The following is a 21,308-nucleotide window of genomic DNA, read 5'->3' on the forward strand; positions in this document are numbered from 1 at the left end:
AAGACCGAACCGAAAGACAAAGGGTAGGGACATGACCGACCACTACGACCACCTGGAAATCCGCGACCCCGCCGAACGCGAACGCGACCTGCTGGCAGCGCTGCCCAGGCAGATCGCGCAGGCCCAGACCGCCGCACCGGCGTTCACGAAGATTCTCGACGGCGTGAAGCCCGCGGACATCGCCACGCGCGAGGCACTGGCGAAACTGCCGGTCACGCGCAAATCGGAATTGCTCGACCTGCAGAAGGCACGCCGCGCCGACGACCCCTTCGGCGGCTTCTCCTCCATCGTGCGCGGGCCGCGCATGCCGCGCGTGTTCGCGAGCCCCGGCACCATCTACGAACCAGAGGGCGAGGCGCGCGACTACTGGCGCACCGCGCGCGCGCTGCATGCGGCGGGCTTTCGGGGCGGCGAGCTGATCCACAACAGCTTCAGCTACCACATGACACCCGCCGGCTCGATCATGGAAAGCGGCGCGCATGCCATGGGCTGCAGCGTGTTCGCGGGCGGCACCGGCCAGACCGAGCAGCAGCTCGAAGCCATCGTCGACCTCCAGCCCGAAGGCTATGCGGGCACGCCGAGCTTCCTGAAGATCCTGCTTGAAAAGGCCGAAGAGAAAGGGCTGAAGCTGCCCTCGCTCACCAAGGCGCTGGTCTCCGGCGAAGCCTTTCCACCCAGCCTGCGCGACTGGATTGCCGCGCACGGCGTGAAGGGCACGCAGTGCTACGCCACCGCCGACCTGGGCCTCGTCGCCTATGAAACCAGCGCGCGCGAAGGCCTGGTGATCGACGAAGGCGTGCTGGTCGAGATCGTGCGGCCCGGCACCGGCGACCCGGTGCCCGAGGGTGAGGTGGGCGAGGTCGTCGTGACCACCTTCAACCCCGACTACCCGCTGGTGCGCTTCGGCACCGGCGACCTGTCGGCCGTGCTCGCGGGCACCTGCCCCACCGGGCGCACCAACCAGCGCATCAAGGGCTGGCTCGGCCGCGCCGACCAGACCACCAAGGTGCGCGGCATGTTCGTTCACCCCTCGCAGGTGGCGGAGGTCGTGCGGCGCTTTCCCGAAGTGCAGCGCGCACGGCTCGTGGTGTCGGGCGAGATGGGCGACGACCGCATGACCTTCAGGCTCGAATGCGCGGGCACGCCCGACGGGCTCGACGCGCGCATTGCCGATGCGGTGCGCGAAGTGACCAAGCTGCGCGGCACCATCGAGCTGGTGGCGCCGGGCAGCCTGCCCAACGACGGCAAGGTGATCGAGGACGCGCGCAGCTACAAGTAGCGCCGGTACAGCACGCGCGTGGCGGCGCGCGCGAGCACGACCGCCAGCGCCGTGTAGAGCAGCACCACGGCCAGCACGAAGCCGACGATGCCGCCGCCGCTGTAGAAGCTGAACGACGTCGTCGCCGCCACGAACAGCCATGCGAGCGCGACGACGATGCAGCTCAGCTGCACCAGCAGGAACGCCGACACCGCGGCCGCCACGGCCCTGAAAGGGCGCACCAGCGACAGCCCGGGCCGCGTGCCGAGCCAGCCGCCCCAGCCCGCGAGCGCGAAGGTCACGAACGCCGGCAGCACCCAGGTCAGCAGCAGCATGGCCACGCCCACGTCGCTGCCCGGCGGCGCCCAGCGTGCGACGGCCAGGCCGCTCCACAGCTGCAGCGCCGCGAAGATGGCGCCCACCACCAGCGCAACGGCGCGGCGTGGCGATCCACCGGCCGGCTCCGCGGACGGCGCCTCCTCTTGCGCAGGACGCGTCGCGACGCGGCTCTTCAGCAACGCGATGCGTGCCGCGAGCCACAGGCCGAACACGAGCACCACCATCTGCACCAGCGACTGCAGCAGCATGGCCACGCCCATGTAGACGCGCGGCGAGTAGGCGAAGACGTCCTCCAGCCGGCCGCCGGGCATGAACATCACCTGGACCTCGTAGAACAACGGGGTCAGCGCGTAGTAGTTCAGCACCATCGCCAGCACCCACACACCGCCGAAGCGCAGCCGCGCATCGTGGGCCAGCGCCACGCGGGCCGCGCCCTGGCGCTCGAGCGCATGGCGCCCGTGGCTCCACGACAGCGCCGCGGCCAGCAGCCAGGACATCGCCATGCCCGCGAGCAGCGTGACCCAGACGCCGGGCATGGCATACGCGCCGCGCATCTGCTCGGCCTCGGGCGTGGAAGGCGCCAGCAGCAGCGCCATGTTGATGACGAACATCATGGCGTCGAGGCCCACCGCGATGAGCGCGAAGTCGCGGGGCAGGCGCAGCGCGCGTTGCAGGGAGGGGTTCGCCGTCATGGGAGTACTTTCGCGTTGAATCGCACATGCCGCAGCGGCATGCGAAGACAGCGAGGGTATCGGATGACGGCCGGCGCGACGTGCAGGTTCAGCGCGCGACTGCACGTGGCTGCGGCGGCAACCCCTACTTGCGGCAGCCCTTCGGCAGCGCCTTCTCCGGCAGGTCGTCGCCCGCCACGCAGTGCCAGGCGATGCCGCTGTCGGCCTCCGAGGGCTCCATGCGCAGGGTGCCCTTCACGCCCTTGGGCAGGCTCGCCTCGACGACCATGCTCTGCGGGTCGAGCGTGAGGGTGGCACCGCCGGGCAGCGTGTCGCTCACGCGGGCGGCGGCCAGGGACTCGGGCATTTCTTCCTTCTCGGTGTAGTAGTTGCCGAGCGCCTCGCGCACCGAAGCGCCTTCGGACCAGGCCTGCGCCACGACCGCGCGGCTCGTGTACTCCTGGTAGGCCGGAATGGCCACGGCCGCCAGCACGCCGATGACGGCCACCGTGATCATCGCGCCGAGGGCACCCCCGCCCGCACGCCCGGTGTAGGGCACGAAGATCGCCAGCACATAGGCCAGCGGGTTGCGGCTGGGCAGCCGGGCGTCCCGGTCGAGCACGCGCGCCACGCGCTTGGTGAGCCAGGGGTAGCCGGCGATCAGCTCGTGGAACGAGGCCCAGAAACCGCTGTTGCCCGCCGACTGCGCCGCATAGGCCTGCAGGTTGACGTTGCGCCACTGGTGCGCGCCGGCGGCCAGCGCCACGAGCGCGCGCGGCGCGGAGTCGGGCTCTTCGCAGCAGGCCTCGCCGTGCAGGTCGCAGGTGTATTCCTTGGCGCGCGCATAGGCCGCGCCCAGCAGCGGCAGCCACAGCACAGGGGCGCGCCAGATGTGGCCCGTGAGGTGGCCGCGGCGGATGTGGCCGAGCTCGTGGCCGATGTAGAAGTTCACGCCGTCGGGCTGCGGCTCCATGGCGTCGACCACGTCGGACAGCAGCACCACGAAGTTGCGCCCGAAGAAGCGCGTGGCGAAGGCGTTGAACATGCCGTCGCCGTGCAGCAGGTAGGCCTCGGGCGGCTTCTCGATGCCCAGGAAGCCGCAGCAGGCCTGGAAGCGCGCATGCAGCTCGGGCAGCTGGGTGGGCGAGAGCTTCACGCCCGTGCCCTTGATCCAGGCGATGACGGCCGACTGTGCGAACACATAGCCGATGAAGCCCAGCAGCACGTAGACCAGCGCAATGCCCAGCGTGCCGACCACCAGCAGCAGCCAGACCAGCAGGCCGAGCCACAGCGTGATGTTGCCGAGCCAGCGCTCGCGCGGACAGACCCATGGATCCATTGGAATTTCCTCCTCGTTGCGGCCTTGGAGACCGCTTGGTTCGTGGTTCTTTTGCGCGCCCCCCCGGCGCGGTCTGCAGGCGCCGATCATGCCCCAGCCAAGTGCAGATTTCGTTGCAGGCCTAAGGGCTATTCGCTATAGGTCAGGCCGTAGTCAGCCGATAAGATCGCGGCCGTTTGACACCCCCCATCACGCAAATCGGAGACTTCATGAAGAAATTGTTCGCCCTCGCGGCGATTGCCGCCGCCGCTGCCGGAGCCCACGCCCAGGACTTCCCTGCGGGCAAGACCGTCACGCTCGTGGTGCCTTTCGCAGCCGGCGGCCCGACCGACCGTGTTGCGCGCGACCTGGCGGAAGCCATGCAGAAGACGCTCGGCACGACGATCGTGGTGGACAACACCGCCGGCGCGGGCAGCTCCATCGGCACGGCCAAGGTGGCGCGCGCCAACCCCGACGGCTACACGCTGCTGCTGAACCACATCGGCATGTCGACCATGCCGGCGCTCTACCGCAAGCTGCCGTTCAACGTCGAGACCGACTTCGAGTACCTGGGCATGGTCAACGAAGTGCCCATGACGCTGATCGGCAAGCCCACGCTGCCGGCCAACAACTACAAGGAACTGACGGCCTGGATCGCGGCCAACAAGGGCAAGATCAACCTGGGCAACGCCGGCCTGGGCGCCGCGTCGCACCTGTGCGGACTGCTGTTCCAGAGCGCGCTGAAGGTCGAGATGACGCCCGTTCCCTACAAGGGCACGGCCCCGGCCATCGCCGACCTGCTGGGCGGCCAGATCGACCTGCTGTGCGACCAGACGACCAACACCACGTCGCAGATCGAGGCCAAGAAGGTCAAGGCCTACGCCGTGACCACGGCCAAGCGCCTGACCACGCCGGCCCTGAAGGACCTGCCCACGCTGGACGAGTCGGGCGTGAAGGGCTTCGAGGTGTCGATCTGGCACGGCGTGTACGCCCCCAAGGGCACGCCGGCACCGGTGCTGAAGAAGCTCAACGAGGCCATCAACGCCGCCATGAAGGACCCGGGCTTCATCAAGCGTGAAGAGGCGCTGGGCGCGGTGATCACCACCGACAGCCGTACCCAGCCGGCGGAACACAAGAAGTTCGTGTCGGCCGAAATCGCCAAGTGGGGCCCGATCATCAAGGCCGCAGGCGTATACGCCGACTGAGCTTTTCGGTCGCCACGAAAAAACCCGCCGGTCGTTGCGACCGGCGGGTTTTTTCATGGCGGCGACGGCAAGACGAATCAGGGCGCAGGCCCCCCTGGCCGAACGGCGATCAGGGGCTCATCACCCCAATCACCCCATCACCGGTCACTTCGGCCGCACCGCGTCCGCAGTCCCCTGGATGAAGGCCTTGATGCTCTCGATGTCGTCGCCCGAGAGCTTGCCCGTGAAGTCCGGCATGCCGCGCGCCATGGCCGGGCCCTTCAGGATGAACTTGTCCAGGTTCTCGATGTAGGCCGCGTCCATGTAGCCGAGGTTGGGAATGTTGCCGCCGCGGTCCACGCCCGGCACGCCGTGGCAGAACACGCAGTTGCTCACGTAGAGCATGGTGCCGGCCTGGACCTTGGCGGGGTCGTACTTCACGCCCTGCACCAGCTTGTCCATGCGGTACTGCACGAAGTCGGGCATCTTGGCCGTGCCGCCCACCGCGAAGGTGTAGACCGTGCCGGGGCCCTGCTTTTCGGTGGCGCGCTGCGCCAGGCCGTACACGCCGCCCCAGCCCACGGCCACCGAGACGTACTGCTTGCCGTCGACCATGTACGTGGAGGGCGCCGCCACCACGCCGGTGCCGGTGGGTGTTTCCCAGAGCTTCTCGCCGGTCTTCGCGTTGTAGGCCAGCAGGCGGCCGTCGGCCGTGCCCTGGAACACCAGGTTGCCGGCGGTGGTGAGCGTGCCGCCGTTCCAGGGCGACACGTAGTCCACGCCCCAAACCTCCTTCTGCGTCACCGGGTCCCAGGCCACCAGCCGGCCCGAGGGCTTGCTCTTGGGCGGCTCCACGTTGGCGAACTTGGCCGTGTTCCAGCCCAGCGCGGAGTGCGGGCGGCCGGGCACGTCTTCGTTGAACTTCCAGTCCTTGTCGTCCATCAGGTTGATCGGCACGTGCTGCGAGGGCAGGTAGGCCAGGCCGGTCTGCGGGTTGAACGACATCGGATGCCAGTTGTGCGCGCCGAAGGGGCCGGGGATGGCGTCGTTGGGCTTGGTACCGTCGCGCGCCGACGCGACGCCGATCGGCCGGCCGTCCTTGTCGTAGCCGGTGGCCCAGTTCACTTCGGTGAAGTTCTTCGCCGAAATGAACTTGCCGTTGGTGCGGTCGATGACGAAGAAGAAGCCGTTCTTGGGCGCATGCAGCAGCACCTTGCGCGGCTTGCCGCCCACCTTCACGTCGGCCAGGATCATCGACTGCGTGGAGGTGTAGTCCCAGTTGTCGCCGGGCGTCTCCTGGTAGTGCCACTTGTACTTGCCGGTGTCCGGGTCCAGCGCCACCACCGAGCCCAGGTAGAGGTTGTCGCCGCCCTTGGGGCTGCGCGCCTTGTGCGACCACGGCGAGCCGTTGCCGGTGCCCACGTACATCAGGTTGAGCTCGGGGTCGAAGGCGAAGCTGTCCCAGGCGGTGCCGCCGCCGCCGGCCTCCCAGTATTTGCCGCTCGGGTCCCAGGTCTTGGCGGCGCGCGCCATGGAAGCGTCCTCGAAGGGCTTGCTCGGGTCGCCGGGCACCACGAACCAGCGCCACTTCTGGTCGCCGGTCTTCGCGTCGTAGGCGGTCACGAAGCCGCGCACGCCGTACTCGGCGCCGCCGTTGCCGATGATGACCTTGCCCTTGAACACGCGCGGCGCGCCGGTGATGGTGTAGCTGCCCTTCTGCCCGTCGAGCGTGTTCTTCTCCCACACCGTCTGGCCGGTGGCCGCGTCGAGCGCGATCAGGCGCCCGTCGTAGGCCGCCACGTACACCTTGCCCTCGTAGAGCGCCACGCCGCGGTTCACCACGTCGCAGCAGCCCTTGTAGCCTTTCGATTTATCGACCTGCGGATCGAAGGTCCACAGCTTCTGCCCGGTGCGCGTGTCGATGGCGTGCACCACGCTCCACGAGGCGGTGACGTACATGATGCCGTCCACCACCAGCGGCGTGGCCTCCACGCCGCGCGTCGACTCCAGGTTGTACGACCAGACCAGCCCCATGTCCTTCACGTTGGCCGCGTTCACCTGGCCGAGCTTGCTGAAGCGCGACTCGGCGTAGTCGAGGCCGACGCTGGGCCAGTCGGGGGTTTTCTTCTGCGCGGCATTGGCGCGGATGAAGCCGCCGTCGACGCGTTTGATCGCGGCCGCTGCGCGGTCCTGTGCGTTCTGGGCCGTGGCCGCTGTCGCCGCGCCCAGGCACAGCAATGCGCCGGCGAGCACGCGCAGCCCGGTGGGTGTTTTTGTCATCGCAGGTCTCCTGTTGTGCCGCAAGGATCGTTCGCGCGGGCCTCGGCTTCATCTTGGGGATTTCCCCAGTCCGGCGATGTTCCATTGCGGAACACATTCGATGCTGGTCCCGAACCGGGAGGCAACGAACCCATGGCCCTCGACATCCTCGGCACGGCGGATGCGCCGCGCCAGCTCTTTGCCAGCACGCCCGCGCAGCGCGTGGCGCTCGCGCGGCAGCAGTTCTTCGAAGAAGGGGTGCGCCCCTCGGGCCTCGTGGGAGAGGCGGTGATCCAGTCGTGGCTGCGCTGCAGCCGCACCCACGCCGACCGCCAGCGCATCGTGCCCTTCGACGCCGTCACGCCGAGCCGGCTGCATGCCACGCTGGCGCGCAACCGCGAGCTGCTCGAGGTCGCGCGGCAAGAGCTCGCGCAGATGGAGAACATGCTCGCGGGCACCGACTGCCGCGTGATCCTGACCGACCGCGAAGGCGTGGTGGTGCACGTCACCGACCAGCCCGCCGCCGCGCACCAGCCGGTTCTGCGCAAGACGGCGCGCGTGGGCGTGAACATTTCCGAGCGCATCGTCGGCACCACGGCGCCGGGCATCGTGGCGAGCACCGGGCAGGCCTGCACGGTGGACGGCGCGGAGCACTACTTCGACGTGCTGTGCCACATGCAGTGCGCGGCCGCGCCGATCCGCGGCGTGAACGGGCAGCTCGCCGGCGTGCTCGACCTCACGGCCGAGGCGCGGCGCTTCGGCTTCGACGCGGCGTCGGTGGTGGCGCTCTATGCCACGACCATCGAGAACCGGTTGCTGCAGGCGCAGTCGCGCGACCACCTGATCCTGCGCTTCCAGGCCAGCCCCACGCTGCTGGGCACGCCGCTCGAAGCCCTGGCCGGCATCGCGCCCGACGGCACCATCGCGTGGCTCAACAACGCGGGCGCGCGGCTGCTGGGGCGGCTGCCCGAGGCGGCGCACGCGCGAGACGTCGAATGCCTGCTGGGGCACGACCTGGCGAGCCTGCTGCGGCTGGGGCGTCGCGATGCGGCCCAGCCCCTGCGGCTGGCGAGCGGCCTGGGCGTGTGGGTGCAGGCGCATCTGAAAGGCTCGGACGGTGTGGACTTCAGGCATGCGGTGGCGATGCCGGGCGAGGCGTCGGCCATCGCCCTGGAACGCGGGGCGCAGGAGGCGGCGGCCGAGGGCGGCGCGGGCGCCGGCCAGAACGAGCCCGCGCCGCACGCAGAAACGCTGCGCGCGCACAGCCGCAAGCTGATCGAAGACACGCTCGCCGCGCACGGCGGCAATGTGTCGCAGGCGGCGCGGCAACTGAACGTGTCGCGCGGCACGCTCTACCGGCGGCTGCGCGGCTGGCGCGATGGAGAGGAACGCGATGAACGCGAAGGCGGCGTCGCGCCCGCTTCGGATTGAGGGATCAGACCGCCGCGCGGGCCAGCGCACGCGCGCGGCGCGCCTTCGCATCGGGTTGCAGCGGCCGCAGGTACTCGTGCAAGGCCAATGCCGCGGCGCCCACCGCCGGTGCCAGTTCTTCATAGCGCGCGGTGCGCAGCTCCGGCGGCGGCATGCCCGCGCGGTCGGCATGCTGCTTGACGCTTTCGAACGCCGCCTGCGCAAAGCCGCGATGGTCCGCGCACGCCTTGCCGCCCAGCACGATCGCGCGCGGGTTGAACGTCACCCACAGGTTCTGCAGCAGCACGCCGAAGAAGGCCGCGGCGCGCGGCATGTCGGCGCCCTGGCGTTCCAGCACGCGCGAGCCGAAGAAGGCCTCGGCGCAGCCGCGTCGCCCGCAGGAGCACAGCGGCCCGTCGAGTTCGAGGATGGTGTGGCCTATTTCGCCGGCCATGCCCTGCGCACCGGTGAAGAGCCGGTCGTTCAGCACCACGCCCGCGCCCACGCCCACGTCGCAATTGACGAAGATGAGCGGGTCTTCGCCGTCCTTGCCTGCACCGGCCGCGAACTCGTACTCGCCGAGCGCGGCGGCGTCGGCGTCGTTCTGCAGCTGCACCGTGACGCCGGGCAGGCCGACGGCGGCAAAGGCCTTTTCGAGCGCGGGCAGCAGGCTCACGTTGCGCCAGCCGAGGTTGGGCGCGAAGCGAACCACGCCGGTGCAGTCGTCCACCGCGCCGGGCACGCACACGCCGATGCTCGACAGGCGCAGCGCGAGCTTCTTCAGCTGCGCGTGGGCGGCCGACGCCATGCGCGCGACCTGCGCGCACACGCCGGCCGGCGAGCCGTCGGTCAGCGCGTGGGTGTCCGCGTACAGCACCTCGCCCTGCAGCGAGACGCACACGAGGCGCACGGTTTCGACGGCGATCTCCACGCCCATGAGCGCGCGCACGCCGACGTCGATCTGCAGCGGCGTCGAGGGGCGGCCCAGCCCGTCGGCCACGGCCGCATCGGATTCTTTCAGCCAGCCTTCGTCGAGCAGTTCGCGCACCAGCAGGCTCACGGTCGATTTGGTGAGACCGCTTTCGGTGGCCAGCCGTGCCCGCGACAAACCGGGCTGTGCGCGCAGCAGCCGCAGCAGCACGCTGCGGTTCATGCGCTTGAGCAGCTGCTGGTCGCCGATGGTGGTCACGTCAGGCCGCCGTCGCCTTTGTCGTGGCTGTCGTTGCGTGAGGTGCCTGTTCCCTGCCCTCGGGCCGCTTGCCCGCGATGATCATGCCGAGCACTTCGTCTTCGGTCACGTCGGCGGTGCGGTAGGTGCCCACGAGCTTGCCGTTCTTCATGACGGCGAGACGGTCGCTCAGCGAGAACACATCGGGCATGTCGTGGGTGATCAGGAAGATGCCCACGCCGTCGTCCTTCAGCTGCTTCACGAGCCGCCCGACCATGGCGGTTTCTTCGGGGCCCAGCGCGGCGCAGGGCTCGTCCATGATGAGGATGCGCGCGTTGAAGTACAGCGCCCGCGAAATGGCCACCACCTGCCGCTGCCCGCCCGACAGCCGCCGCACCGGAATGCGGATGTTGGTGAAGTTCTTGTTCAGGCGCTGGAACACCTTGCGCGCCTGCACTTCCATGAAGTGGTCGTCCAGCGTGTTCCAGCGGGTCATCTTCTCGCGGCCGAGGAACAGGTTCGACACCGAGTCGAGGTTGTCGGCCAGCGCAAGCGTCTGGTAGATGGTCTCGATGCCTTGCGACTGGGCTTCGGCGGGGCTGCGGATGTTGACCTTCTGGCCGGCGATGAGCGTGTCGCCGGAGTCGATGGGGTACGCGCCTGCCAGCATTTTCATGAGCGTGGACTTGCCCGCGCCGTTGTGTCCCAGCAAGGCCACCACTTCGCCGGGATAGAGGTTGACGCTCACGCCGTCCACGGCCTTGACGCCGCCGAAGGACTTGCGGATCTCCTTCAGTTCCACCAGCGGGCTGGAGGTGTCGATGTTCTCGATGGCCATGTCAGTTCTCCCCGAACTTGCGGCGGTACAGCACATCGAACACCACCGCCACGATCAGCACCTGCCCGATGATGACCATGCGCTTGCCGATGGGCACGTCCAGCAGCAGCATGCCGCTGTCCAGCGACTGCATGATCAGCGCGCCCAGCACCGAGCCGAAGATCGAGCCGCTGCCGCCCGCCAGCGCCGTGCCGCCGATGACGGCCGCCGCAATCACGTACAGCTCCATGCCCGTGCCCAGCGAGTTGGTGCCCGCGTTGAGCCGCGCGATCGACACGATGGCCGCAATGGTCACCAGCACCGCCAGCAATGCGAACAGCGTCAGCGTGACGCGCTTGACCGGAATGCCCACCAGCGCCGCCGCATCGGGGTTGCCGCCCATGGCGAAGATGTAGCGCCCGAAGCGGGTGCGGTGCACGATGAACGACAGCACGATCACCACCGCGGCCCAGATCAGCACCGGAATCGGAATGCCCTGCGGCGCGTCCTTCGAATCGATCTTGTAGTGGTTCATGACCGCCGCGAAGGCAACCACCACCGCCGCCGGCACCGCCGTGAGCAGCACCTCCAGCCACAGCGGCTCGTTGGGCATGTCGTGCCGCGCGCGCGCTCGGCGCTTGTGCACCATGCGCGCGAACAACACCAGCGTGACCAGGCCCGCGATCACCCAGCTTGCAGTGACGCCGATGCCGCCGTCGTAGCCGCCGCCCAGGCGCTGGAAGAACTCGTCGTTCACGGGCTGCGTCTTGCCGTCGGCCACCAGGAAGGCCGCGCCGCGAAACGACATGAGGCCGCCCAGCGTGACCACGAAGGAAGGCACGCCCAGCACCGCCGTGAGCCAGCCCTGGTAGATGGACACCAGCAGCGCCACGGCCAGGCCCGCGAGGCAGGCCGTGGGCCACGACCAGCCCGAGGTGTATTGCAGGTAGGCGATGAGCACGCCGACGAAGCCCATCACCGAACCGACCGACAGGTCGATGTGGCGCGCCACGATGATCAGCACCATCACGGTCGACACGATGCCGACCACCGCCGTCTGCTGCGCCACGTTGTACAGGTTCTCGGGCGAGAGGAACACGCCGCCCGACATCACGCTGAACACCACGGCCATGACGACCAGCAGCAAGCACATCAGGATCAGCCGCAGGTCGATGCCCGTGCGGCGCCACCAACCCGGTGTCGGATCGCTCATTTTTCAAACCTCCTCAGGACTGCGGGTGCGCGACCGGCCGCCCGCCGGGCCCTTGCGGGCCGGCCGGCGGCTGCGTTGCGAAGATGGTGGGACGCGTCGTCTTCAAGACGATCGCGCCGGTTGCGTTACTTGCAGGCCGCGGGCGCGCTGGCGCCCGTCACGCCCTTGCACAGCTCGTCTTTCTTGATCCAGCCGGCCGTGACCACCACGTCGAGGTTGTCGCGCGTGACGGGCACGGGCGTCAGCAGGCGGGACTGCAGCGAGATCTTCTTCGGGCCGCTGGCCCAGGCCGCGGCCTTGTCGACCGGCTTGCCCTGCGACATGGCGACGGCCGCCGAGGCGGCTTCGCGGCCGAGCTCGCGCGAGTCCTTGAAGATGGTCGCGGTCTGCGTGCCCAGCGCGATGCGGTTGAGCGCCGCGAAGTCGGCGTCCTGGCCCGACACCGGAATGCCGCGCAGGCCCTTGGCCGTGAGCGCCGCCACCGCGCCGCCGGCCGTGCCGTCGTTGGCGGCCACCACCGCGTCGACCTTGTTGCCGTTCTTGGTGAGGATCTGCTCCATGTTCTTCTGCGCGACCTCGGGCTTCCAGCCTTCGGTGTATTCGTCGCCGACGATCTTGATGTCGCCCTTCTTGACGGCGTCTGCGAGCACCTCCTGCTGGCCCGCGCGCAGGAAGTCGGCGTTCGGGTCGCTCGGCGAGCCCTTGATGATCACGTAGTTGCCCTTGGGCTTGACCTTGAGCACCTCGCGCGCTTCCATGCGGCCGACCTCGACGTTGTCGAAGGTGATGTAGAACACGCCCGGCGCCTCGATGAGCCGGTCGTACGCCACCACCGGCACCTTCTGCCGCGTGGCCTTCGTCACGGCGGGAAGAATGGCGTCCTTGTCCATCGCCAGCACGATGAGCGCCTTGGCGCCCTTGGCCATCAGGCCCTCGATGTCGCCGAGCTGCTTCTCGGGCGAGCCGCCCGCATCTGCGCTGATGTACTTGGCGCCGAGCTTCTCGAGCTGGGCCTTGATGGCGGCCTCGTCGGTCTTCCAGCGTTCTTCCTGGAAGTTGGACCAGCTCACGCCGACCACGGTCTGCGCCATCGCGCCCACGGCCGTGAAACCGAAGGCCATGGCGGCCAGGGTGTGTTTCAGTTGCATCGATGTCTCTCCTGTATGGGTGCGCCCCGCAGCCATCAACCCATGTACGAAATTAGTTAGTTTGAAGGGCGAACTAACTATCCCATCGCGGCAAGGCTCTGGGCATTCGGGAATTCCCGGAGCGCTTCGAAGGGCATGCCGGGGCTGCGCATTTTGTCCGCGCGCGGCTGGATGCGGTCCTACGCCGGGCGCGTCTGCCGGCCGGTATGTTTTCCACCCGTCCAGGCCCTGCCCCCTGCAAACCCGACAAGAAGGAAGCCCACCATGCCGTCCGAAATGCTCAAGCAGATTGCCGCCTCGCGGCTGCCATTGGTCATGTCTGCGTCGAAGGACGTCGATGCGGTGCTGAAATTGCGCGCCGCCGGATTGGTGCTGGCGCTGGTGCCGTCCGCCGCCGACATCGCGAAGATGCCGGGCCTGCGCGTGGTGCAGGTGCTGGCCGTGACGCAGAAGGGTTGCGAGGAACTTCAGCGCATTCGCTACCCGGGCGAGCGTGCGCACGACGCCCATGAAAAAGGCCGGGGGACCCCGGCCTTCTCTTGATCTTCAGAATCAGGCGGCGCGAGCCGCCCGACCTGCAATCACTTACGAAGCGTCGCGTTCGCGTGCGGCGTTGCGCAGGTCGCGAATCTGGTCGTGGTTGTGCTGCGCGCCTTCGGCTTGCGCCGCGATCACGGTGCGCACGTCGGCCGGCAGGTTCTGCTTCAACGCCTTGCGATAGCGCGCCACGGCGCTGTCTTCGCCGCGTTCGCACGATTCGAGAATCGACAGTTCGCTGTTGGCGCCCAGCGAGCCCTTCACATGCACCCAGCCGCGATGCAGCGCACCACTGGCGGTGCCGCCTTCGGCGGGCTTGCCGCCATAGGCCGTGACCAGCGCGACCAGTTCGGCCTCGGCCTTCTTGCACTGCTCGGCGCGGCTGGCGAAGAGCTGCTTGGCCGCCGGGCTCTTCACTTCTTCGGCGCAGGCGCGAAAGCCGTATTCGCCGTCGCGGGAGTTTTCGAGCAGGTCGTTCAGCACGCCCACGACGTCGTCGTTGGCGAGCACGGTGCCGGTGTTCAGGGTGTCTGCGGTGGTGTCGTTGTAAGCCATGTCTGGAGTCCTTTCGTTGCCTGTATGCGCTACAGGAAGGGTTGGGGTTTCAGCCGTCTCGTTTGTTGTGTGGCTGATCGAAGCTTCATGGTTGAAAGATTCGCGGCGCACGGGCGTCGTCCCATCGGGCAACCGGGCGTAGGCGAAGGACGACCCTGCGCGCACGACCCGGAATCAGCCGATGCGCCAGGCCTGCATCCACACGGCGATGCCGTCGAGCAGGTCGTCCAACGCTTCTTCGTCGGTGCGCCCGGAGCGCTTGAGCACATGAAAGCCGTGGTCGGCGCCGTCGATGTCCAGCACGGTGGCCAAGGGGCCCAGCGCCTGCGTGGCAACGCTGAACGCGCCGGTTTCGGCCAGCGTGTCGCGCGGGCCGTGCGCGAAGAGCATGGGCACCTCGACATCCTGCAGATGCGCCGCCCGCGCCGCGGCGGCGGACGGCTTGCCCGACGGATGCAGCGGAAAGCCGAGGAACACCAGGCCTTGCACGCCGGGCAACGGCGCCAGCGCCTGGGCTTGCGAGGTCATGCGGCCGCCGAAGGACTTGCCGCCGGCAAAGAGCCGCATGCCTTCGAAGCGTGCCGACGCGCAGGCCACCGCCGCGCGCACGGTTGCATGCGCCAGGGCCGGTGCGTCCGTGCGTTTGCCGCCCTGTTCCATGTAGGGAAACTGGTAGCGCAGCGTGGCGATGCGGCGCTGCGCGAGCCCCTCGGCCACGGCGTGCATGAACGGATGCGTCATGCCCGTGCCGGCGCCGTGCGCCAGCACGCAGCAGGCCTCGGGCTTCGGTGGCGACACGGCGAGCGCGGACACGGCGATGTCCGGCGATACGGCAATGGAAAGCTTTTGGGTGCTGGTCATGGCCCCAGTTTGCCCAATGCAGGCGGTCTTCAGTCAGCCCTGGCCGCCGCGTGCGCGCCGCCTGCGGCGCGCGCACCCGCTAGAGCTGCGACGACAGCAGCGCTGCCAGCCGCTCCAGCGCCTTCTCGTGCAGGGGGCGGTCTTTCCAGGCGTCGTACGTGAGGCGCTTCGACTGGCCCAGGTCGGCCTCGAACTGCACCGTCTGCGCGGCGGCGAAGGCCTCGTCGTAGATGTTGAGGTTGGCCTCGTCGTTCAGGCGGAACGACCGGTTGTCGAAGTTGGTCGAGCCCACCGACACCAGCAGGCCGTCGACCGTGAAGACCTTGCAATGGAACATGGTCGGCTGGTATTCGCTGATCTGCGCGCCGGCCTCCAGCAACGGACCCCAGGCCGCGCGCGAGGCGCCGCGCACGGTCTGCGAATCGATGATCGGCCCGGGCGTGATGATGCGCAGCCGCACGCCGCGCTTCATGGCCGCCACCAGGGCGCCCACGGTCAGGTCGTCGGGCACGAAGTAGGCGCTCGACAGGTCGATGGTCTTCGTGGCCGCCGCGATCGACAGCAGGTACATGAGGTGCATGCTCTCGCTGCCGCCCGAGGGCGAGCTGCTGAACACCTGCGCGCGGCCCTCGCCCACGGCGGGCAAGGGCGGAAAGTAGCGCTCGCCGTGCAGCACGTCGCCCGACACCTTCGCCCAGTTGTCCATGAAGACGGCCTGCATCTGCGCGACCACCGGCCCTTCGACCTTGTAGTGCGAGTCGCGCCAGTGGTCGGGGTCCTGCGCATGGCCCGTCCATGCGGGCGCGATGCCCACGCCGCCGGTGAAGCCGGTGCGCCCGTCCACCACCAGCAGCTTGCGGTGCGTGCGGTTGTTCATGCGGGCGATGTCGTACCAGCTCGGCTCGTGGAACTTGCGGATCTCCACGCCCGAGCGTTCCATCTCGCGGATGAAGTCGGCGTCGACCTTGGCGCTGCCGACCCAGTCGAGCAGCACATGCACCTTGACGCCCGCGCGGGCGCGTTCGGACAACGCGTCGGCAAAGGTGCGGCCGATGTCGCCCGACCAGTAGATGTAGGTCTCGAAGGTGATGCTGTTGCGCGCACCGCGTATGGCGGCGAGCATCGGCGGAAATATCTGGTCGCCGTTCTGCATCGCCTCGAAGCGGTTGCCGCCGGTGATGGGCGGCCCCAGCATCACGCCCAGCGCGCGCTGGTACTGGGCGTCGTGCAGCGCGTACTCGCGCTGGACCTGCTCGTCGAGCTTCTTCTCGCCGCTGTTCAGGTTGAGCACCAGCAGCGTGGCGGCCAGCGTCAGGACGAAGGTCCAGACGACGGTCCTGATCGTTCCCCGGTGGACCACGTGAGGGCGCGGCGCCTGCTCAGTCGATCAGCTGCGTCTTGATCGCGTAGTACGTCAGGTCGCTGTTGGTGGACAGGTTCATCTTCTCCATGAGGCGCGTGCGGTAGGTGCTGATGGTCTTCACCGAGAGCGACAGCGCCTCGCCGATGCTGCCCACCGACTCGCCCTTGGCCAGCTTCAGGAACACCTGGAACTCGCGCTCCGACAGGTGCTTGTGCGGCGGCGCGTTGTCCTTGCGCTCCAGCTGGCCGGCCAGCAGTTCTGCCACCGAGGGCGAGATGTAGCGCCGGCCCAGGGCCACGGTGCGGATCGCCTTGGCGATTTCTTCCGGCTCGCACTCCTTGTTCAGGTAGCCCGAGGCGCCCTGGCGAATGAGGTTCACCGCGTAGTGTTCCTCGGGGTAGCCGCTCAGGATGAGCACGCCCAGGTCCGGCGCCTTGGCGCGCACCATGGCGAGCGCGTCGATGCCGCTCTGGCCGGGCATCGACAGGTCCATCACCAGCACGTCGATGTCGCAGGTGCGCACCAGGTCGATGGCCTCGCGGCCGGTGGCGGCCTCGCCGACGACGCGGAAATCGACGAAGGTGGAGAAGAACGCCTTGAGGCCTGTGCGGACGACGGCGTGGTCGTCGACGATGCCGATCTTGATCATGGTGTGCTCCTGCTGCTTGAACGGTGGGCGCCTGCGGTTCGGCGCGATAGGGTGGGGACGATGCCACAGGCCCGTGCCCCCCGGAGGCCCGAAACGCAGGATGCGGCGTTGTCCTGCACGGCATCGCAGCAATGGCTGTCGCTGGCGTCGGACACGGGCGACGCGCAGCGTCCCGAAGGGGGGCTAAGGGAATCCGCCAAGGGTGGGGTGGCCGGTGCCTTTGGTACATTTTTTGCGACGGCATGCGTTGCACCTGCAGCAGCCAGCGTCCGGCCCAGGCCCCATGTTCCCTCGGAAGGCACCCATGCACTTCAACTACTCGACAGCGGATGTTTCCGGCGCCCGCAGGCTCGACTACTGGGCCGAGTCGGTCTGCAAGCGGCTGATTCCGGCGGCCGGCAAGTTCAGCCACGCGGGCGACTTCCAGGGCTCGCTCACGGGCCACACGCTGGGCAACCTCACGGTGTGCCGCATGAGTTCGCAGCCGCACACCTTCGACCGCACGGCCCACCACGTGCGCGTGGCACCCGAGGAAGACTTTGTCGCCGTGCTGATGCAGGAGGGCTCGGCCATGCTGCAGCAAGGCGGGCGCGAGGTGCAGGTGCGCCCGGGCGACATCGTGCTGTACGACGCGGCGCGCCCGTTCGTGCACCACCTTGCGCCGGCCTCGGCGCTGCTGGTGCGCATGCCGCGCCAGCAGTTGCTGTCGCGCTTCGCGCGGGCCGAGTCGATGGCCACGGTGCGCATTGCCGAGGGCCGCTCGATGGCCACGCTGCTGATGCGCATGGCCGAGGAGGCGTTCGACTTTTCTTCCGTCGGCGCGCCGGGCGCGGCGCAGGCGCGGCTGGCGGGCGCCTTTCTCGACACGCTGACCGCAGCCATGGAAATGCAGGACGGCCACGGGACCGACGGCGCGCAGGGCTCGCGCTACGGCTCGGTCTACCAGCGCGCCGGCCAGTACATCGACGCCCACCTGGACGACTGCGAGCTCGACGGCGACGGCATCGCGGCGGCGGTGCACATTTCGCCGCGCACGCTGGCGCGGGTGTTCGCGACGCAGGGCACCACGGTCATGCACCACGTGTGGCAGCGGCGGCTTGCGGCCAGCTTTCGCGTGCTGGAAGAAGGCCGGGTGCACCAGGTGTCGCAGGCGGCGCTGCAGTGCGGCTTCAACGACCTGTCGCACTTTTCGCGGGCGTTCCGGAACGCCTTCGGCGTGACGCCCAGCAGCCTGCTGGCGGCGCCCGGGGAGCCGGGCGTTTCAGGCGGCCACTGAAAGCCGCCGGCCTCAGGCCAGCGGTGGGTAGTGCCCCGTGCCTTCGGGCCAGGGCGTGAGCACCTCGAACCCCGTGGGCGTGACCGCCACCATGTGCTCCCACTGCGCCGACAGCGAGCGGTCGCGCGTGACCACCGTCCAGCCGTCGGCCGTTTCCTTGGTCTCGCGCTTGCCGGCGTTGACCATCGGCTCGATGGTGAAGATCATGCCGGCCTCCAGCCGCAGGCCCTGGCCGGGCTGGCCGTAGTGCAGCACCTGCGGATCGTCGTGGTAGATCTGCCCGATGCCGTGGCCGCAGTACTCGCGCACCACGCTGAAACGCTCGCGGTGCGCCACCTTCTGGATGGCGTAGCCCACGTCGCCCAGCGTGGCACCGGGGCGCACCTGCAAAATGCCCGCGCGCATGGCCTCGTAGGTGGTGTCTACCAGCCGGCGCGCCAGCGCGCTCGGCTCTCCCACGAAATACATGCGGCTGCAGTCGCCGAACCAGCCGTCCTTGAGCACGGCCACGTCGATGTTGACGATGTCGCCGTCCTTCAGCGTCTCGCCGGCCGACGGAATGCCATGGCAGACGACGTTGTTGACCGAGGTGCAGACCGTCTTGGTGTACCCGTGATAGCCGATGTTGGCCGCAATGGCGCCCTGCACCTGCACGATGTGGTCGTGGCAGATGCGGTCGAGCTCGCCGGTGGTAATGCCGGGCTTGACGTGCTCGCCGATCATGGCGAGCACCTCGGCGGCCAGGCCGCCGGCCGTGCGGGCCATGGCGATCTCGGCCGGCGACCTGAGCGTGACGGTGGCGTTCATGCGGTGGCTCCGGCCTTGCGGGGCGCGGGGGCGCGGGCGGGCGCGGTGGGCGCGGATGCCGCGGAAGAGGCCGCAGAAGAGGCCGGCACAGGCGCTGCGGACAGCGGCGCCAGGGAGGCGGCCACCGTCGCCATGTCGAACCCGCCGGCCTGCTCGGCGCGAATCAGCACCTGGCAGATCTCGCGGTGATCGAGCGCGGGGTGCAGCTCGGCCAGCATGCCGATGCGCATCCAGTGCTCGGCCTGCGCGTTGATGGAACGGCTCAGCGCGTTGCCTGCGATGCGCAGGTTCTCGTGCATGAGGTCTGAAATCTTGACGATGCCCATGATGAAATCTATATATGAAACGTATATGAATCATATCGTGCTTTGCCGGTGCGGAGGGTAAGCCCGGTAACGCCGATTCGCTCTCGCTTGATACGATTTTTGCCAAAGCGCCCGTTCCAGGCGCGTTGGAGACAAGATGGACCTGCCCACATCCGGCGCCGCCGCCCTGGCGCTGTACCGCGTCATGGTGCGCATCCGCGCCTTCGAGAACGCCGCCGAGGCGGCCAGCCAGGGCGGCGTGAGCGCCTATGGCCAGCAGGCCGGCGGCGCCGCCAAGGTGCGCGGGCCGCTGCACCTGTCGACCGGCCAGGAAGCGGTGCCGGCCGGCGTGTGCGCGCACCTGCGCACCACCGACTACCTCACCTCCACCCACCGCGGCCATGGGCACACGCTGGCCAAGGGCGCCGACCTCGCGCGGATGATGTGCGAGCTGTTCGGCAAGGCCACCGGCTTCAACGGCGGCAAGGGCGGCTCGATGCACATCGCGGACTTCTCGGTCGGCATGCTGGGCGCCAACGGCGTGGTGGCCGCGGGGCTGCCCATCGCCGTCGGGGCGGCGCATGCGCAGAAGCTGCTGAAGAAGCCGGGCGACATCACCGTGTGCTTCTTCGGCGACGGCGCCATCAACCGCGGGCCCTTTCTCGAAGCGCTGAACTGGGCGCGCGTGTACGAGTTGCCCGTGCTCTTCGTCTGCGAGGACAACCGCTGGAGCGCGACCACGGCGAGCGGGCCGATGACGGCGGGCGACGGCGCGTCGGCGCGCGCCGCGTCGATGGACATCGCGGCCACGCAGGTCGACGGCAACGACGTGTTCGCGGTGCACGAGGCCGCCGCCCGGCTGGTGGCCGAGGTGCGCGCCGGCAGCGGGCCGCGCCTGCTGCATGCGCTGACGTACCGCGTGAAGGGGCACGTGTCGGTCGACCTGGCCGCCTACCGCGACCCGGCCGAACTGGCCGCCGCGCTGCACACCGACCCGATCGCGCGGGCGCGCGGTCGTTTGCTGGGCGCGGGCATCGCCGCCGCCACGCTCGACGCCATCGAGAACGCGGCGCGCGACGAGGTCGACACCGCCCTGGCCGTGGCCGACGCGGCGCCCTGGCCCGACGCTGGCGCCGCCTTCACCGACGTGCAGACCACCGGCGCAGGCCAATGGAAATGAAGGCAATGAACGCAATGAACGCCACGACGCAGAACCTGAGCTATGCCGAAGCCGCCGTGCTCGCGCTGCAACGCGAGATGCAGGCCGACCCGCGCGTGGTGGTGCTCGGCGAGGACGTGGGCCGCGGCGGCATCTTCGGCCAGTACAAGGGGCTGCAGCAGATCTTCGGCCCCGAGCGCGTGATCGACACGCCGATCAGCGAGGCCGCGATCATGGGCGCCGGCGTGGGCATGGCGCTGGCCGGGCTGCGCCCCGTGGTCGAGATGCGCGTGGTCGACTTCGCGCTGTGCGGCATGGACGAGCTGGTGAACCAGGCCGCCAAGAACCGCTTCATGTTCGGCGGCCAGGGCCGTGTGCCGCTGGTGGCGCGCATGCCGGGCGGCATCTGGGACGCCTCGGCGGCACAGCATTCGCAGTCGCTCGAGGCGTGGTTCGCGCACCTGCCGGGCGTGGTGGTGGTGTGCCCGTCGACCCCGCAGGACAACCACGGCCTGCTGCGCTCGGCGCTGCAGTGCGGCGACCCGGTGGTCTACATCGAGCACAAGGCGCTGTGGGGCGTGCGCGGCGAGGTCGACGAAGCCGTCGCCGTGCCGCTGGGCAAGGCCGCGCGCGTGCGCGAGGGCAATGCGCTCACGCTGGTGAGCTGGAGCAAGCAGATGCAGGCCTGCGCAACCGCCTGCGACGCGTTGGCGGCGGAGGGCATTGCGGTCGACCTGATCGACCTGCGCACGCTGTGGCCGTGGGACCGCGACACCGTGCTGTCGTCGTGCGCGCGCACCGGGCGCCTGCTGGTCGTGCACGAGGCGGTGCAGGCGGCGGGCTTCGGCGCCGAGATCGCGGCCAGCGCGGCGGAGGCCACGGGCTGCCGCGTCGCGCGGCTGGGCGCACCGCGCATTCCGGTCGGCTATGCGCCGGTGCTGGAGGCGCAGTCGCGCGTGGGTGTGGACGCCATCGTGGCGGCGGCGAAGAAGCTGGCCGGCTGAAACACGC

The 21,308-nt window shown here is 69.1% G+C and carries 19 protein-coding genes and 1 pseudogene; 7 read left to right on the forward strand and 13 right to left on the reverse strand.

What is annotated here, in order from left to right; all coding sequences use genetic code 11:
• The first annotated feature begins 31 nt into the window (after positions 1–31).
• Positions 32–1,279, forward strand: a complete 1,248-nt coding sequence (locus tag ACSFA5_RS18430; RefSeq protein WP_435445499.1) for a phenylacetate--CoA ligase family protein — start codon at positions 32–34, stop codon at positions 1,277–1,279.
• On the opposite strand, the gene ACSFA5_RS18435 is transcribed toward ACSFA5_RS18430, so the two are convergent.
• A complete protein-coding gene (locus ACSFA5_RS18435; RefSeq protein ID WP_435445500.1) occupies positions 1,270–2,289 on the reverse strand; it encodes a hypothetical protein in 1,020 nt (339 codons plus the stop codon). The two genes, ACSFA5_RS18430 and ACSFA5_RS18435, sit on opposite strands and share 10 nt — an antisense overlap.
• 124 nt (positions 2,290–2,413) lie before the next feature.
• The gene (locus tag ACSFA5_RS18440) at positions 2,414–3,607 is read right to left on the reverse strand and encodes a M48 family metalloprotease (protein WP_435445501.1); all 1,194 of its coding nucleotides are present in this window, start codon (positions 3,605–3,607) and stop codon (positions 2,414–2,416) included.
• Positions 3,608–3,816: 209 nt separating this feature from the next.
• Between ACSFA5_RS18440 and ACSFA5_RS18445 the strand changes: the two genes are divergently transcribed.
• On the forward strand, positions 3,817–4,791 hold the full coding sequence (locus ACSFA5_RS18445) for a tripartite tricarboxylate transporter substrate-binding protein (RefSeq protein ID WP_435445502.1): 975 nt from the start codon (positions 3,817–3,819) through the stop codon (positions 4,789–4,791).
• A 144-nt stretch (positions 4,792–4,935) separates the two neighbouring features.
• Here the strand turns inward: ACSFA5_RS18445 and ACSFA5_RS18450 are convergent, their stop codons facing one another.
• A complete protein-coding gene (locus ACSFA5_RS18450) occupies positions 4,936–7,050 on the reverse strand; it encodes a PQQ-dependent dehydrogenase, methanol/ethanol family (protein WP_435445503.1) in 2,115 nt (704 codons plus the stop codon).
• A 132-nt stretch (positions 7,051–7,182) separates the two neighbouring features.
• Between ACSFA5_RS18450 and ACSFA5_RS18455 the strand changes: the two genes are divergently transcribed.
• Positions 7,183–8,460: a helix-turn-helix domain-containing protein gene (locus tag ACSFA5_RS18455; RefSeq protein WP_435445504.1), complete on the forward strand. Its 1,278-nt coding sequence runs from the start codon at positions 7,183–7,185 to the stop codon at positions 8,458–8,460.
• A gap of 4 nt (positions 8,461–8,464) precedes the next feature.
• Here ACSFA5_RS18455 and ACSFA5_RS18460 read toward each other — a convergent pair whose 3' ends face one another.
• From ACSFA5_RS18460 to xylF, 4 genes are all read right to left on the reverse strand, one after another.
• Entirely contained in the window at positions 8,465–9,628 is a 1,164-nt protein-coding gene (locus ACSFA5_RS18460; protein ID WP_435445505.1) for an ROK family transcriptional regulator, read from the reverse strand.
• A gap of 1 nt (position 9,629) precedes the next feature.
• Positions 9,630–10,445, reverse strand: a complete 816-nt coding sequence (locus tag ACSFA5_RS18465) for an ATP-binding cassette domain-containing protein (RefSeq protein WP_435445506.1) — start codon at positions 10,443–10,445, stop codon at positions 9,630–9,632.
• A gap of 1 nt (position 10,446) precedes the next feature.
• Complete coding sequence (locus ACSFA5_RS18470) at positions 10,447–11,637, reverse strand: sugar ABC transporter permease (RefSeq protein WP_435445507.1); 1,191 nt, start codon at positions 11,635–11,637, stop codon at positions 10,447–10,449.
• A gap of 125 nt (positions 11,638–11,762) precedes the next feature.
• Positions 11,763–12,785, reverse strand: a complete 1,023-nt coding sequence (xylF, locus tag ACSFA5_RS18475; protein WP_435445508.1) for a D-xylose ABC transporter substrate-binding protein — start codon at positions 12,783–12,785, stop codon at positions 11,763–11,765.
• A 264-nt stretch (positions 12,786–13,049) separates the two neighbouring features.
• Between xylF and ACSFA5_RS18480 the strand changes: the two genes are divergently transcribed.
• A complete protein-coding gene (locus ACSFA5_RS18480; protein WP_435445509.1) occupies positions 13,050–13,328 on the forward strand; it encodes a hypothetical protein in 279 nt (92 codons plus the stop codon).
• A 42-nt stretch (positions 13,329–13,370) separates the two neighbouring features.
• Here the strand turns inward: ACSFA5_RS18480 and ACSFA5_RS18485 are convergent, their stop codons facing one another.
• From ACSFA5_RS18485 to ACSFA5_RS18500, 4 genes are all read right to left on the reverse strand, one after another.
• Complete coding sequence (locus tag ACSFA5_RS18485; RefSeq protein ID WP_435445510.1) at positions 13,371–13,877, reverse strand: ferritin-like domain-containing protein; 507 nt, start codon at positions 13,875–13,877, stop codon at positions 13,371–13,373.
• A 174-nt stretch (positions 13,878–14,051) separates the two neighbouring features.
• Positions 14,052–14,738, reverse strand: coding sequence for an alpha/beta hydrolase family protein (locus tag ACSFA5_RS18490; RefSeq protein WP_435445511.1), 687 nt, complete (start codon positions 14,736–14,738; stop codon positions 14,052–14,054).
• 79 nt (positions 14,739–14,817) lie between these two features.
• Positions 14,818–16,098, reverse strand: coding sequence for a phospholipase D-like domain-containing protein (locus ACSFA5_RS18495; protein WP_435445512.1), 1,281 nt, complete (start codon positions 16,096–16,098; stop codon positions 14,818–14,820).
• 19 nt (positions 16,099–16,117) lie between these two features.
• Positions 16,118–16,750 (reverse strand): response regulator, encoded by a 633-nt coding sequence (locus tag ACSFA5_RS18500; RefSeq protein WP_435445513.1) that lies wholly within the window; start codon positions 16,748–16,750, stop codon positions 16,118–16,120.
• Between the two features lie 304 nt (positions 16,751–17,054).
• On the opposite strand from ACSFA5_RS18500, the gene ACSFA5_RS18505 reads away from it, so the two are divergent.
• A complete protein-coding gene (locus ACSFA5_RS18505; protein ID WP_435445514.1) occupies positions 17,055–18,026 on the forward strand; it encodes an AraC-like ligand-binding domain-containing protein in 972 nt (323 codons plus the stop codon).
• Between the two features lie 12 nt (positions 18,027–18,038).
• Here ACSFA5_RS18505 and map read toward each other — a convergent pair whose 3' ends face one another.
• Together map and ACSFA5_RS18515 are read right to left on the reverse strand one after the other, a co-directional pair.
• Positions 18,039–18,833 carry a type I methionyl aminopeptidase gene (gene map / locus ACSFA5_RS18510; protein WP_435445515.1) on the reverse strand — a complete coding sequence of 265 codons (795 nt, stop codon included), beginning with the start codon at positions 18,831–18,833 and terminating at the stop codon, positions 18,039–18,041.
• A gap of 92 nt (positions 18,834–18,925) precedes the next feature.
• Positions 18,926–19,159 (reverse strand): annotated as a pseudogene (locus ACSFA5_RS18515) (ParD-like family protein); the annotation flags it as partial.
• 136 nt (positions 19,160–19,295) lie between these two features.
• On the opposite strand from ACSFA5_RS18515, the gene ACSFA5_RS18520 reads away from it, so the two are divergent.
• Both ACSFA5_RS18520 and ACSFA5_RS18525 read left to right on the forward strand, forming a co-directional pair.
• Positions 19,296–20,318, forward strand: coding sequence for a thiamine pyrophosphate-dependent dehydrogenase E1 component subunit alpha (locus ACSFA5_RS18520; RefSeq protein WP_435445516.1), 1,023 nt, complete (start codon positions 19,296–19,298; stop codon positions 20,316–20,318).
• 5 nt (positions 20,319–20,323) lie between these two features.
• The gene (locus tag ACSFA5_RS18525) at positions 20,324–21,301 is read left to right on the forward strand and encodes an alpha-ketoacid dehydrogenase subunit beta (RefSeq protein ID WP_435445517.1); all 978 of its coding nucleotides are present in this window, start codon (positions 20,324–20,326) and stop codon (positions 21,299–21,301) included.
• Positions 21,302–21,308: the final 7 nt, after the last annotated feature.

This window comes from Variovorax monticola, from assembly GCF_051216855.1.
GTDB lineage: Bacteria > Pseudomonadota > Gammaproteobacteria > Burkholderiales > Burkholderiaceae_C > Variovorax.